8 protein-coding genes are annotated in these 14457 nt (G+C 38.4%); 6 read left to right on the forward strand and 2 right to left on the reverse strand.

Annotated features, from left to right (window positions below; all coding sequences use genetic code 11):
* Position 1: 1 nt before the first annotated feature.
* Positions 2-1660 (forward strand): glycoside hydrolase family 53 protein, encoded by a 1659-nt coding sequence (locus tag JJN12_RS04010; RefSeq protein ID WP_208428473.1) that lies wholly within the window; start codon positions 2-4, stop codon positions 1658-1660.
* Positions 1661-1702: 42 nt separating this feature from the next.
* Positions 1703-3709 carry a beta-galactosidase gene (locus JJN12_RS04015; RefSeq protein ID WP_208428474.1) on the forward strand — a complete coding sequence of 669 codons (2007 nt, stop codon included), beginning with the start codon at positions 1703-1705 and terminating at the stop codon, positions 3707-3709.
* A 122-nt stretch (positions 3710-3831) separates the two neighbouring features.
* Here JJN12_RS04015 and JJN12_RS04020 read toward each other — a convergent pair whose 3' ends face one another.
* On the reverse strand, positions 3832-5004 hold the full coding sequence (locus JJN12_RS04020) for a YibE/F family protein (protein WP_208428475.1): 1173 nt from the start codon (positions 5002-5004) through the stop codon (positions 3832-3834).
* A 433-nt stretch (positions 5005-5437) separates the two neighbouring features.
* Here JJN12_RS04020 and JJN12_RS04025 point away from each other — a divergent pair, with 433 nt between their 5' ends.
* From JJN12_RS04025 to clpB, 3 genes are all read left to right on the forward strand, one after another.
* Positions 5438-7630, forward strand: a complete 2193-nt coding sequence (locus JJN12_RS04025; RefSeq protein ID WP_236013687.1) for a 5'-nucleotidase C-terminal domain-containing protein — start codon at positions 5438-5440, stop codon at positions 7628-7630.
* A 356-nt stretch (positions 7631-7986) separates the two neighbouring features.
* Positions 7987-8649 (forward strand): hypothetical protein, encoded by a 663-nt coding sequence (locus JJN12_RS04030; protein WP_208428476.1) that lies wholly within the window; start codon positions 7987-7989, stop codon positions 8647-8649.
* 10 nt (positions 8650-8659) lie between these two features.
* The gene (clpB, locus tag JJN12_RS04035) at positions 8660-11257 is read left to right on the forward strand and encodes an ATP-dependent chaperone ClpB (RefSeq protein WP_208428477.1); all 2598 of its coding nucleotides are present in this window, start codon (positions 8660-8662) and stop codon (positions 11255-11257) included.
* A 97-nt stretch (positions 11258-11354) separates the two neighbouring features.
* Here the strand turns inward: clpB and JJN12_RS04040 are convergent, their stop codons facing one another.
* On the reverse strand, positions 11355-11972 hold the full coding sequence (locus tag JJN12_RS04040; RefSeq protein WP_236013688.1) for a DUF1653 domain-containing protein: 618 nt from the start codon (positions 11970-11972) through the stop codon (positions 11355-11357).
* A 331-nt stretch (positions 11973-12303) separates the two neighbouring features.
* Between JJN12_RS04040 and JJN12_RS04045 the strand changes: the two genes are divergently transcribed.
* Complete coding sequence (locus JJN12_RS04045) at positions 12304-14220, forward strand: ABC transporter substrate-binding protein (protein WP_208428479.1); 1917 nt, start codon at positions 12304-12306, stop codon at positions 14218-14220.
* The last annotated feature ends 237 nt before the right edge of the window (positions 14221-14457 follow it).

The following is a 14457-nucleotide window of genomic DNA, read 5'->3' on the forward strand; positions in this document are numbered from 1 at the left end:
TATGGAAAAGAAAAAGAACTTGTCAGTACTCATGATTGCAGTTTTATTATTAACTATCAGTTTAGGAAAGCTTAGTTTAGTTTCTGTATTAGCTTTTGACGATAGACAGTATACAAAAGATTTTATTAGAGGAGTTGATGTTTCTGCACTAAAAATGCTTGAAGATTTAGGTGCTCATTATTATCAGAATCATGAAAAAGCAGATGCATTAAGAATATTAAAAAATAATGGCGCAAATTATGTAAGACTTAAGTTGTGGCTGAATCCTTATGATGAAAAAGGCAATGCATATGGCGGAGGTACCAATGACTATAAGACTACATTGAGCCTTGCTAAAAGAGCTAAAGCACTTGGAATGAAAATTCTAATTGATTTTCATTTAAGTGATTTTTGGGCAGATCCTGCTAACCAGATTAAACCAAAAGAATGGGAAAAACTATCGTATATTGAAACTAAAAATGTTCTATACTTATATTTTAAAAATACGTTGAATAAGTTTGTAGAAGACGGCATAAATCCTGATATGGTTCAGATAGGAAACGAGATTTCATCTGGTATTCTTCATGATTATGGCAAAATCGGCACAAATGATGACTTTTCGGGATTAGCAGGACTACTAGAGTCAGCAATAGGAGGAGTTCGTGTTTCAAATGCATCTAATACTAAGATAATGCTTCATCTTGATCAGGGAGGAAGGAATCAATTATACAGATGGTTTTTTGAAGGGTTGCTCAAAGCCTCTCCAAATCTAGATTTTGATGTTATTGGATTATCATATTATCCTATGTGGCATGGGACTATGGAAGGTTTACAATACAACTTAAAATATCTTGCATCAACATATGGTAAGGAGGTGTGTGTTGTTGAAACTGCGTATGCTTGGACAACTGATGATGGTGATGGCTCAGGCAATGTGTTTATTAAAGGAGATGAGAAAGTAGGGGGATATCCTGCCACAGTTGAAGGACAAAGCAAATTTATTAGTGATTTGAAAGAAATAATATTAAATGTACCTAATCATAAAGGTATAGGTTTTTTTTACTGGGAACCTGAATGGGTTCCGGTTAAGAATGGAACGTATGCAACTTCAGCTGGTGTAAAATATAAAAATGATAAAGTAAAGCCAAGTAATACTTGGGATAATATGACATTATTTGATTTTATGGGCAACGCCCTTGATTCCATTAAAGTAATGAACAGACCTAATGAAAATTTAATTTCGAACATGAGTTTTGAGCAGGATGGAGTAACAAACTCTCCTAAAAATTGGAAAGTATGGATTGAAAATAATAAAGAGTTTAATACTGTTAAGACAGAATATGGTAAAGCATATGATGGAAATTATAAACTAACTTTTTGGAATGATAAGAACTACTCCTGTTCAGTATATAAAAAATATACCAATATACCAAATGGAACATATAAGTTTTCTATATGGGCAATGACAAATGGAAAGCAGGATGTTATAAGGTTATATGCAAAGAATTATGGTGGAACTGAATTAAATACAAGTATTAAAACAAGTGACGTTAATTGGAACAAGTTTAGTATCGATGAAATCAAAGTAACAAATAACACACTTGAGGTAGGTATTTATTCTGTAGCTAAAGCTAATGATTGGTGTAACTTGGACATGGCTGTTTTAAGAAAAATAAAATAGAGACGTTATGTTTATGAAATATGATGTATAATGGAGGCAACAATGGGATACGGTGGCGATGTAACAGAAGTACTTTATGGTGGGGATTATAATCCCGAGCAATGGCCTGAGCATATATGGGAAGAAGATATGCGTTTATTTAAGAATGCTAATATCAACATAGTTACCTTAAATGTATTTAGCTGGGCATCATTGCAACCATCGGAAAATGAATATGATTTTTCAAAATTAGACAGGATAATGCAGCTGGTTAAAGAAAATGGACTTAAAGTATGTATGGCAACTTCAACAGGTGCGCACCCTGCCTGGATGGCAAAAAGACATCCGGATATTTTAAGGACTGATGCATATGGTATAAAACGGAAATTTGGTGGAAGACATAATTCCTGTCCCAATAGCCCAACATACAGAAAATATGCTCCTATGCTGGCAAGAGAATTGTCCAAGCGTTATAAGAATTATGATAACATTGTTGGGTGGCATATTTCTAATGAATTTGGTGGTGAGTGTTACTGTGAAAATTGTGAGAGGGCTTTTAGAAAATGGCTTAAAGAAAAATATAAGAATATTGAGACAGTAAATAAGTGCTATAATACTGCCTTTTGGGGGCATACATTTTATGATTTTGATGAAATTGTGTTACCTAATTATCTTAGTGAACATTTTGGAAATGAACAGACAATGTTTCAAGGTATTTCTCTTGATTATAGGCGGTTTATGTCAGACAGCATGCTTGAATGTTTCAAACTTGAATATGATAGTATCAAGATGGAGATACCTGATGCAAGAATTACAACAAATTTTATGTGGTTCTACAAAGGTCTGGATTATAAAAAATGGGCAAAAGACATGGACTTTGTTTCCTGGGATTGTTATCCTTTTCCAGAAGATAAAATCTCTACAGTTGCACTTTGCCATGACCTAATGAGAGGACTTAAAAACCAAAATTCTTTCGTTCTTATGGAGCAAACTCCAAGTGTGACAAATTGGCAGCCTGTAAATAAAATTAAAAAGCCTGGAGAAATGAGGCTGTTAAGTTATTTGGCTATGGCTCATGGAGCAGATGCTATACAGTTTTTTCAACTTAGAAGAAGTATAGGCGCTTGTGAAAAATTTCATGGTGCAGTGATAGATCACGCAGGTCGAGATGATACCAGAGTGTATAGAGAAGTAAAGTCATTAGGGAATGAACTAACAAAGTTAAGTGACATACTGGATGCAACGACACCTTCAGAGGCCGCCATAGTTTTTGATTGGGATAACTGGTGGTCAGTTGAATATTCATCAGGACCGAGTATATACTTAAAATATCTGGATTCCGTTAAGGACTATTATTCAGCATTATACAAGAAGAATATTCCAATAGATATAATAGGAGTTAATGATGACTTAAGCAGGTACAAGTTGGTAATAGCTCCACTGCTTTATATGATTAAGGATGATTTAGATGAAAGACTTAGACGTTATGTGAGTGGTGGCGGGACATTTATAACGACGTACTTTAGCGGACTGGTTAATGATTGTGATTTGGTAACCGGAGCATATCCGGGAAAATTAAAGGATATTCTTGGGATTTGGGTTGAAGAACAGGATGCGCTTGTTGAAAATGAGAAAAATAGTTTTATCTTCAACGGTAAACGATATCCTGCCGGTATTATTTGCGATATCATGCATACGGAGGGAGCAAAGGCTTTAAGCTGTTATGAAAGTGATTTTTATAAAGATACACCTGTTATAACTGAGAATATTTTTGGCAGGGGAAGGGCTTATTATGTTGGGAGCCGCTCAGATGAGGAGTTTTACAGTGACTTCCTGAGCTATGTGTGCAGTGAAATAGGCGTAGAACCGGTTATTCACACCCAAAATGGAGTAGAGGCTACATTAAGGGTGAATGATAAAGGAAAATTTTTGTTTTTAATAAATCATTCATCTGAGAATAGAGATGTGGTAATGCCTTTTGATGCCTTTGACTTGTTAAATGAAGTTGATGTAAAAGAAGGTGCTACAGTATTGCTGGTTGATAAAGATGTAAAAGTCTATAGATTTTAGCAAAATACAATGTTAGTTTCTTTATGCAATTACACATAGCAAGAAGCTAATTAATAATGATATACGAATTCAAGGTAGACCTGTTAGTAAGTATAACCACATATCTACCTTGAAAAAGTATATCATTTTTTACTTTTGTATATCGCTGTGCCAATTACCACAGTAACCGGGATTGTAATAATTAGCCCTATGCTCCCCGCCATCGCCCTTATTATCTCGGTGGCGATAGAATCTAGATTGATTATTTCTATAAACCTTATCTTGTATACAATGAATAAGATAATTAAATGCAGGGTAGTGCCCACATAAGCAAGAATCAGAGTATTTGACATGGAGCCCATCATGTCTTTTCCTATGTTCATACCTGATATTATCATATTTTTCCCGGTAATATTTTTATCTAGCGTACTTATCTCATAAAGGGCTGAGGCTATAGAAATGGCGACATCCATGATGGCTCCTATAGCTCCTATGAGAATTGTACCAAAGAGTATTCCCTTATAATCAAGATTCCTAAACTGCGGTATGTAGGCGAGGCTTATGGAGCTGTCGTCTGCAAGCCCTGTAAGATGGGCAAAGTTTCCAAAGATGAAGGCTAAAATACCTGAAATTATTACTCCAAGTGAAGTGCCGATTATGGCGACCAGAGTCTTGATATTCCGCCCGCTTATGATAACAAGGGTTATTATAACTACGGGTATGGAAATTCCAAGCGAGGCAATTATGGGATTTACGCCCTTTATTATAAGCGGTATATAGCCAAAGAATATCATAGCTACGGCTATAACCAGAGAAATGAGGGTCTTAAGTCCGTTAAAGCCGCCTATGATTAAAAGCAGAGCTATAAAAAGGCCCACTATAAGGTAAACCTGTGTATCCCTCACCTTTTCCTGTATTTTTACTGTCTCTATCTGTCCATTTTCTTCTGTAGCCCTTACAAGCAGCTTGTCCCCTACCTTGAATATGTAGTAGCCTGGCATTATTCTCTCTATGGTATGGCGTATGGTAAGGGTTTCACCCTTATGGCTTCCATCAAGTATTTCTACCTTAAGATGCTGATATCTGATGTCCGCCTCCAGTGATACATTTCGTTTTTCGTTCGTGTCATCATACTCAATCTCAAGTACTTTCGCCTTGAATATGATGTAGTCAGTATCCTCCATTGCCTCTGAATAATGCCTTCTCATGTCCTTGTCAGATGAAAGCTCGTCAGAGTAAGCCTTGGTAAATGCCGCTAATATAAAAGCTAAATTCATTAAAAATATAGTTATTGCTATGCTGTAAAACTTTTTCATACAAAACTCCGTAAATTTATTTAATGATGCAAGTGTCAAAAATATAAAATTAGATTCTGGACTGTTTGCAAGAGGATATATTATCTTATGCAAGAGCTACTATAAACATATCTGTAGGAGTCCTGTATCATAAGATATCAAAATAAAGCAGAAAACTCAAGTGTTATGTAAAAACTTTTGTTTACTTTATATATAAGAATTAGTTTTAAAATAAAAATATCATAAAAAAGGACATGAGTGTATTGAATATATCAGGAAATATATGTAGAATTTAACTAAAGTGTAATTATCTGCGGTTAAATAGTAGATGATTCGTAATGGATACTATCTATATGAGATTGACGATGGCTGTCTATAAAGGGCTGACGCTATGACGGTATGACAATCGGGGTGTGGATGGTATTAGAACAATTTATTTTAAGGAGGGTGTACAATGAGAATGAAGAAACTGCTGTCACTGGCACTTGTAGGAGCCCTAGTCTGTACAGGCACTGCTGTTGCAATTGCTGCAAATGCATCTAAGCAAGAGATGAAGCTTAGAGAGGCTAACCTTTTTACTGATGCAGTAAAGGGAAGCGAAGAGGGATTTATCTCAAAGGGTGAAGCTGTTGTGCTTGTGTTAAATGCACTTGGCTACAAAGAGGAGGTTAATACAAAGGAAGAGTATGTTAAGCTCAATCCTTTTAGCGATGCATCTGCCGCTTACAAGGGGTATTTAGGCCTTGCGAGTGACTTGGGGCTTGTGCAAAAGGCAGACAGCTTTAATGAAAATGAGGCTGCTAAGGAAGATTATCTTCTAGGCCTTGTACTTAGGGCATTAAACTATCAGGATGCCTTTACTGATACTGAAAACCTGGCTGTTAAACAGGGCCTCGTTGATGAAAGTGATTACATTGAGGATGATGTAACAAGGGAAGAGGCTGCAGAGATTATCTTAAACAGTCTAAATGCTGAACTAGGTGATGGAACTAAGACCAAATTCGGTGAATACCTTGTAAGAGCAGGCATCCTTTCAGAAGATAAGCTTGCTGCGCTTGGAGTAAAGGCTGCATTAAAGGATAAGGAAGACGTTCACATAATTTACTTCAACGACTTCCATGGCAATATTACTGAGGAAATTACAGGTAAGAAGCGTAATATGGGTATGGCTAAGATGGTAGGCTATGTAAATGAGTTTAAGGCTACACATCCTAATACAATAGTGCTTTCTGGTGGTGATAACTATCAGGGAACTGCGGATTCTAACCTAACCTTTGGCAAGCCTGTAACCGCTATGATGAAGGGTATGAATACCTTAGCCTCTGCAGTAGGAAACCACGAGTTTGACTGGGGATATGAGAAGATTAAAGGTTGGGCAAAGGATGGAAGCTTTAAGTATCTAGCATCCAATATATATGACAGAAAGACAAACAAGCCGGTATCTTGGGCAAGCCCATATATGATAATTAAAAAATCAGGGATAAAGATTGGTATTATAGGCCTTGCGCATCCTGATACACCTTCTCTTGCCAAGGCTGAGTATGTGGAGAACTTTGAATTTAGAGACCCTGTTAAGTCAGCCAATGAGTGGGTGAAATACCTCAAGTCGGGAAAGGCAAAAGAGGGAAAACCTGATGTTATTGTTGCACTTACCCACATTGACTCGGATCAGGATTTTGAGACAAAGGAAATTACAGGTAATGCTACTAAGCTTGCTAATGAGGTAAAGGGGCTTAATCTTGTGCTTTCTGCACATTCTCACAGAAGTGTAAACGGCAAGGTGAATAATGTACCTATACTTCAGGCGTACTGCTATGGACGTGCAGTAGGGCATGTAACCTTAGATGTAGACAAGAAGGTTATATCAAAGAAGGTAAAAGTGAGCGTTAAGGCTAAGAATGATAAGAAAAAGGCCAAGAAGTCTAAATACAAGGTCGTGAAAAAGACAACTTACAAGGTAAAAGATATTGCTACAGAGCTTTATGATGCAAGTATTATAAAGGATAAGATAATCAAGTCTGCTAAGGCTGATGAGTTCTACACCAAGCTTCAGGCTGAGATAGCGGATAAGAAGAATAAGGTATTAGGAGAGGCTTCTGAGGCATTTACACATAACAGAAGCGACAAAGGAAGCGTAACCTTGCTTGGAAGATGGGCTTGTGAGGTTATGGCAGAGGAGGCTAAGGCTGAGATTGCTATACAGAATGGCGGTGGCTTAAGACGTACCCTTGAAAAGGGCAAGATTACCATGGGTGATTTATACGAGATTATGCCATTTGACAACTATCTTACATCTATGGACTTAAAGGGAAAGGACATAAAGAAGGCTATTGACCACGGAATAGACATGCCTAGCACAACAGATGGTGCTTTCAGTGGCCTTATAGTTGAATATGATGGAACTAAGCCTTATGGAAGTAAGATTACCAAGATTACCCTGTCAGATGGTACTCCGCTTGAAGACGAAAAGACATATAGAGTTGTAACCAATGACTTTGTATTTGGCGGAGGAGACGGTTATGACTTCAGTGGTGCAACCAATGTAAGCATGACTATTCCAATCAGAGATGTACTTGTGTCTGCAATCGAGAAGGCTAAAACAATTACGCCTAAGAAGGTGGATTATATCAAGGATATATCCAAATAAAACTGTAAAAAGTTTTACTAAGATATAGGTGTTAAAAGGTAATGTAGTCACTTGCAAACCGGTGTCAACGGGTGATTTATACTTTGAAACTTATATCTAAATATCATATTTCAGAGGAGTGGCTAAAGCTGCTCCTTTTTTATACGAGCCACTACAGCTTAAGTCTGTAGTGGCTTCCGCTGCAATTATACAGGGTTAAAATATAATTCGCTCTACATTAAAATAATTCGTAAAAAAATTTATATAAAACACTTGACAAGTTATTTAAAGTGTGCTATGATCTTTATCAGATATAAGAAACAAGTTGAAAAAAGATGAGCTTATATCGAAGAGTTGCTTAGACAGGAGATGATGATTTGAAAAAGAGTGTATATAGTCTGGTGCTTATGGATGATGTGGTTGAGGCTATAGACAGACTGGCTTATGAGAGAAATACCAACCGCTCCAATCTTATTAACCAGATACTTGCAGAGAATGTTAATTACATTACTCCCGAAATGAGGATGAAGGATATATTTACTCAGCTTGAAGGCATACTTTCGGAGAGTTGTTATCAGATACTTGACAGGTCATCTGATTCTATGTTTGCCTTAAGAAGCCCTATAAGATATAAGTACCGTCCTATGATAAATTATACTATAGAGCTTTTCAGGGAACCAAAGGAGATAGTTGGAAGGCTAAAAGTTTCGTTTAGAACAAGCAGCAGGAATTTTACAGATGCTGTGGAGAACTTCTTCACTAGATGGATAGATATGGAGAATAGATACCTGAGCGAGCTTCATCCTGATGGAGTAACGTCTGATTTTGATAATGCAAAGTATGTAAGAGGCTTTCTTAAGATATCAGACGATAACGAGCTTAGTGAAAATGAGATAGCAATAGCGATAGGAGAGTACATCAAAGTACTTGATAAATGCATCAAATTTTATTTCGAGCATCTAAGCGATGAAGAATTAGTAGAAAAAATGATTCATGCTTCTTATGAGGATTACCTTAAAAGCGGCGTGAATATAGTATAAAGGAGGCAATATGAACACATCAAAACTTACGGCTAAATCCGTGGAGGCTCTTGAAGCTGCCAGAACTTTGGCGAAGGAAAACTACAATTCCTACATAGAAGAGTCACACGTTTTACTTGCCCTGCTCACAGGAGAGTCAGGGCTCATAGGTGAGCTTATAACCAAGATGGGCAAGTCTCTACCTAATCTTGAAGCAGAGACCAGGCATATAGTTGATGCATTACCTAAGGTAACAGGTGATGTAAGTGGTGAAATATATATTTCCAATGAGACAAATGCTGCCCTTAATGAAGCTGAGGCACAGGCAATCAAGATGAAGGATGAATACACATCCGTTGAGCACATTATGATTGGTCTCCTTAGAAAGCCTGACAGCAAGCTTAGGGAGTTATTTAAGACGTTTAATATTACAGAGAAGGAGTTTTATAAAGTACTTATGGATGTACGCGGCAATCAGAGAGTTACAAACCAGAATCCTGAGGATACATACAATGTTCTTGAAAAATACGGGCAGGATCTGGTAGAACTCGCTAGAAATAATAAACTTGACCCTGTTATAGGCAGGGATGATGAGATAAGAAATGTGATTCAGATTCTCTCAAGAAAGAGAAAGAATAACCCGGTGCTTATAGGTGAGCCGGGTGTTGGTAAGACAGCTATAGCAGAAGGACTTGCGCTTAGAATTGTAAAGGGCGACGTTCCACAGGGACTTAAGGACAGGAAGATATTCTCCCTTGACCTGGGTGCTCTTGTGGCTGGTGCAAAGTACAGGGGCGAGTTCGAAGAGAGGCTCAAGGCTGTACTTAACGAGATAAAGAAGTCAGAAGGCGAGATTATCTTATTTATAGATGAGCTTCACACCATAGTTGGTGCCGGCAAGACAGACGGAGCTATGGATGCGGGCAACCTCTTAAAGCCAATGCTTGCAAGAGGTGAGCTGCATTGTATAGGTGCTACAACCCTTGATGAATACAGGGAATACATCGAAAAGGATGCAGCCCTTGAGAGAAGATTTCAGCCTGTAATAGTAGATGAGCCTACAGTTGCAGACACTATCTCTATACTAAGAGGACTTAAGGAGAGATACGAGGTTTTCCACGGTGTTAAGATTCAGGATGCTGCCCTAATAGCCGCAGCTACCCTTTCACATAGATATATCTCAGACAGGTTCCTTCCTGACAAGGCTATAGACCTTGTAGATGAGGCCTGTGCACTTATCAGGACTGAGATGGATTCCATGCCTGCTGAGATGGATGACATATCAAGAAAAATAATGCAGCTTGAGATAGAAGAGGCTGCACTTAAGAAGGAGGATGACAAGCTTAGTCAGGCTCATCTTGAGGATATCAGAAAGGAACTTGCAGACCTTCGTGAGAAGTTTAACGAAATGAAGGCAAAGTGGGAAAATGAAAAGAATGCCATAGAGAAGGTTCAGAAGCTTCGTGAGGAAATCGGAGAAGTAAATGCCCTCATTGAAAAGGCCGAGAGAGAGTACGACCTTAATAAAGCAGCAGAACTTAAATACGGAAGGCTTCCTAACCTTAAGGCAGAACTTGAAAAGCAGGAGAAACTTGCTGAGGAGAGCAGTAATTCTTCAAGCAGCCTTCTGCGTGACCATGTTGGCGAGGAAGAGATATCAAGGATAGTAGGACGTTGGACGGGTATCCCTATCACGAGGCTTATGCAGGGTGAGAGAGAGAAGCTTCTCAATATGGAGGGCATCCTTCACGAGAGAGTTATCGGACAGGACGAGGCTGTAACCAAGGTATCAGAGGCAATCCTTCGTTCCAGGGCAGGTATCAAGGATCCTGACAAGCCGGTTGGCTCCTTCCTCTTCTTAGGACCTACAGGTGTTGGTAAGACAGAGCTTGCAAAGGCGCTTGCACAGTCACTTTTTGACGATGAGAAGAACCTTGTAAGAATAGATATGAGTGAATACATGGAGAAATACTCTGTGAGCAGGCTGATTGGAGCGCCTCCGGGATACGTTGGCTATGAAGAGGGTGGACAGCTTACTGAAGCAGTCAGAAGAAAGCCTTATTCAGTAGTGCTTTTTGATGAGATAGAAAAGGCTCATCCTGACGTATTCAATGTACTTTTACAGGTACTTGATGACGGCCGTGTGACCGACTCACAGGGTAGGACTGTTGACTTTAAGAACACAATCATTATCCTTACGTCAAACCTTGGCTCTATGCAGATACTTGATGGAATTCAGGATAATGGTGAGATTTCAAAAGAAGCCATCGACAGTGTAAATGACCTTCTTAAAGCAAGCTTTAGACCTGAGTTCCTTAACAGGCTTGACGAGATTGTATTCTACAAGCCTTTACAGAAGGAAAATATCGGCAAGATAGTTGACCTTATGCTTAAGGACTTGAAGTACAGACTTAGCGGAAAGAATCTTAGTCTTGAAGTAAGCGAAGCAGCCAAGGATTATATCATAGAAAAAGGTTATGATCCTAACTACGGTGCAAGGCCTCTTAAGAGACTTATCCAGTCAGAGGTTGAGACTTTGATTGCAAAAGAGATAATTAAGAAGGACATTCCTGCAGGAAGTGTACTAAAGGTGGATGCAGTAGACGGAAAGCTTACAGTTAGTGAATAATAAAAATTATATAATTCAAACCGGCTCCCATGCTAAATCATTCAGCCTGGGAGCCGGATTATTTAAAAAATAAAGGACTAATATGGCTAAAAACTGCTTAATCTCTATGTCTTACGCCATCAAAATGTATTCTTGCCCTTATATAATCATCTATCATCTTGATGTCTCTATCTCTGGATTCCCCTGTGACAACAAGGTCTAGAGAAGCTGCCATATTGTTAATCATAGAATTAGTAGCTATCCCTGATATGGCCTTTAATATATTTCTTTTTCTATTGAAGTCATCCTCATCAAGAAACTCCATAAAAAGAGTCTCAGCCCTCTTTTTTGAATCGTCATCTGCATAGGTATTTGAAGTATTAGCTGACTCTGCCTTAGATGATGCCAAAGCCCCGCCTAAAACGGTAGAAGCTTGAGGACTTGCTTCGGCAGTGGCTGTACGAAGGACAGTGCCTTGCGCCTGAGTATTTACTAAAGCTACCTTGGTAAACCTATACCTTTCCTTTACCTGGGGGTATTTTTCATGGTCTACCCTGCTTAGAAACATAGAAAGCGGTCTTGCGTATATACCAAAGTCACCGTACAGTGCCTGATAGATAACCAGCTCCTCCCCCGTTTCACTATGTGTTGCTATATTTAATATCTGATAAAAATGTCCCTTAAAATGCCTATATACTTCAAAAGGCTTAGGTATAAATCTTGTAGTATTATCCATTATAATGCTCCTTATAATCATAGATTGATGCAGGTATTATAAGCATCCTACTATCTATAATACCCGTATACTGTAGGTTTTATGCTAATACCTTAAAATTGTATCATGCCTGTCAAGGTAAAGTCCAGCACTTTAAGTGAAATGCCCACAAACTGGTGCTTAATCGTTATTTATAATTAATATAACAAATAATTATGAAATTATATACATACTAAATGTTTACACGGGCTTGACAGTTGTCTTTGTGTTAGCATATAATAATGCAGCATTGTTTTACAAGGGTAGTCATTAATTACCTTTGTTTTGCAAATATAAAGGAGGAATTAAGACAATGAAAAAGAAAAAGCTTTTAAGCGCTCTTCTTGCAGGTGTTATGGCAGTAACACTTACAGCTTGTGGCGGTAACTCTGCTTCGACTGAGGGAAGCACAAGCGCAGCATCGGGAAGCACAGCAAGCACAGCAAGTGCAGCATCAGGAAGCACAAGCACAGCATCAGGAAGCACCTCATCTGCTACAGAAACACCTGTAGACGGTGGACAGCTTATTATCGGTGACCAGACACAGTCAAACGGTGATATTTATCCATACTGGTCAAATAATGTATCAGATAACAGTGTTTACAAACTTACATCAGGATATGACACTATAGTTGTAGATAAGAATGGTAAGTTCGTAGTAGATCCACAGGTAGTTAAAGAAAAGACCGATAAGAAGAATGATGATGGTACTATTACTACTACATATAAGCTTCAGGAAGACCTTAAGTGGAGTAATGGTGAAGGTATCACTGCAAAGGATTATGTCTTCAGATATCTTTTCTTCTCTTCACCACAGCTTGTAGAAATGGGAGCTTCAGACAATACCGAAGGCTCTAAGTTAGTTGGCTTTGCTGATTTTAATGCAGGCAAGACCAAGGTGTTTAAGGGTGTTAGACTCTTAGGAGATTATGAATTCTCAGTAACCATCAATAAGGACTACCTTCCAAACTATTATCAGGATGCTCTTACAGCGTCAAGTGCCGGTTATATGAAGGGGTGGCTTCCTGGATATGATATAAAGGATGACGGTAAGGGTGCTTACTTTACTAAGGACTTAGATGCTAAGAAGCTTAACAAGCAGGTTAATGCATACCGTATGGATTTGAAAGTTTATTCAGGTCCTTATATGAAGGAAAAATATGATGAGACTTCTAATACTTATACTCTTGTAAAGAATCCTAACTACAAGGGTAACTATGAAGGACAGAAGCCACACATCGATACAATTATCTATAAGTTCGTTCAGCCTGAGACTCAGATGGATGAGCTTAATACAGGAAGCGTTGACATTCTTGTAAAAATGGGTGAGGCAAACGAGATTAACTCAGGTATGGATCTTGTAGACAAGGGAACTCACAGCTATGTAGATTATCCACGTAATGGATATGGAAGAATCTTATTCGTATGTGATAGAGGTCCTACACAGTATGCAGAGGTTCGTCGTGCCGTTGCTTATCTCCTTGACAGAAATGAATTTGCTAAGACATTTACAGGCGGACACGGCAGCGTAGTTAACGGCTACTATGGTACAGCTCAGTGGATGGTAGAAGAAAGAGAAGATGAGATAGGTAAGCTTAACCAGTATAGCTTCTCAGTAGAGAAGGCTGTCGCAGAGCTTGAAAAGGCCGGATTTACTCTTGGTAAGGATGGAAAGCCATACAAGAGCGGACTTCGTTATAAGAAGCTTGATGATGGCAAGCTTATGCCTCTTACCATCAAGTGGTGCTCATCAGAGAACAACCCTGTATCAGACCTTCTTGCAACCAAGCTTGCCAACAGCGAGGATGTAAAGAAAGCAGGTATGGAGATTAAGCAGACAGTTGTTACGTTTAATGAGCTTATCCAGAACTATGAGCAGTCAAAGCCAAACGACTACAATATGTACAACCTTGGTATAGGCTTCAACGTCCTTTATGAGCCAGAGCAGGCATATAAGGTTGGTGGTCCTGCAAATAAGAATAAGATTTCTGATAAGGAGCTTGCTAAGCTTGCAAAAGATCTCAACCTTGTAGATCCTTCTAAGGAAGATGAGTATCTTGACAAGTTTGTAGCCTTCCAGAAGAGATGGAACGATCAGCTCCCTGATATTCCTCTTTACTCTAACCAGTATTACGACTTCTTTACTAAGAAGTTAAAGGGTTATGAGGGAATCAAGGATGCTATCTGGGATATCACTTCTCAGCTTAATTACTGCTGGGTTCAGGAATAATCTAAAATATAAGGTGGCCGGACTCCTATTGGAGTTCGGTCATTTTTTTAATATAAAAGGATTTTTTTTAATTTGTTCTTTAATCTGATGTATATTCTATAAAGGAAAAAATTACTATAAATATATCCTGATGTCCCTTAAATACTGCATTGTATCATCACTTTAACGTGGTAATCTACTATATAAAAATATGCATAGCAGATATGACAAAATGGGATAACTGTTCGTATACACTTG

The organism is Catonella massiliensis (assembly GCF_016651435.1).
Taxonomy (GTDB): Bacteria; Bacillota; Clostridia; order Lachnospirales; family Lachnospiraceae; genus Catonella; species Catonella massiliensis.

Excerpts from the sequence above, each read along its gene's own strand:
- JJN12_RS04010 (WP_208428473.1), top strand. The coding sequence starts at position 2 with ATGGAAAAGAAAAAGAACTTGTCAGTACTCATGATTGCAGTTTTATTA.
- JJN12_RS04015 (WP_208428474.1), top strand. The coding sequence starts at position 1,703 with ATGGGATACGGTGGCGATGTAACAGAAGTACTTTATGGTGGGGATTAT.
- JJN12_RS04020 (WP_208428475.1), bottom strand. The coding sequence starts at position 5,004 with ATGAAAAAGTTTTACAGCATAGCAATAACTATATTTTTAATGAATTTA.
- JJN12_RS04025 (WP_236013687.1), top strand. The coding sequence starts at position 5,438 with ATGAGAATGAAGAAACTGCTGTCACTGGCACTTGTAGGAGCCCTAGTC.
- clpB (WP_208428477.1), top strand. The coding sequence starts at position 8,660 with ATGAACACATCAAAACTTACGGCTAAATCCGTGGAGGCTCTTGAAGCT.
- JJN12_RS04040 (WP_236013688.1), bottom strand. The coding sequence starts at position 11,972 with ATGGATAATACTACAAGATTTATACCTAAGCCTTTTGAAGTATATAGG.
- JJN12_RS04045 (WP_208428479.1), top strand. The coding sequence starts at position 12,304 with ATGAAAAAGAAAAAGCTTTTAAGCGCTCTTCTTGCAGGTGTTATGGCA.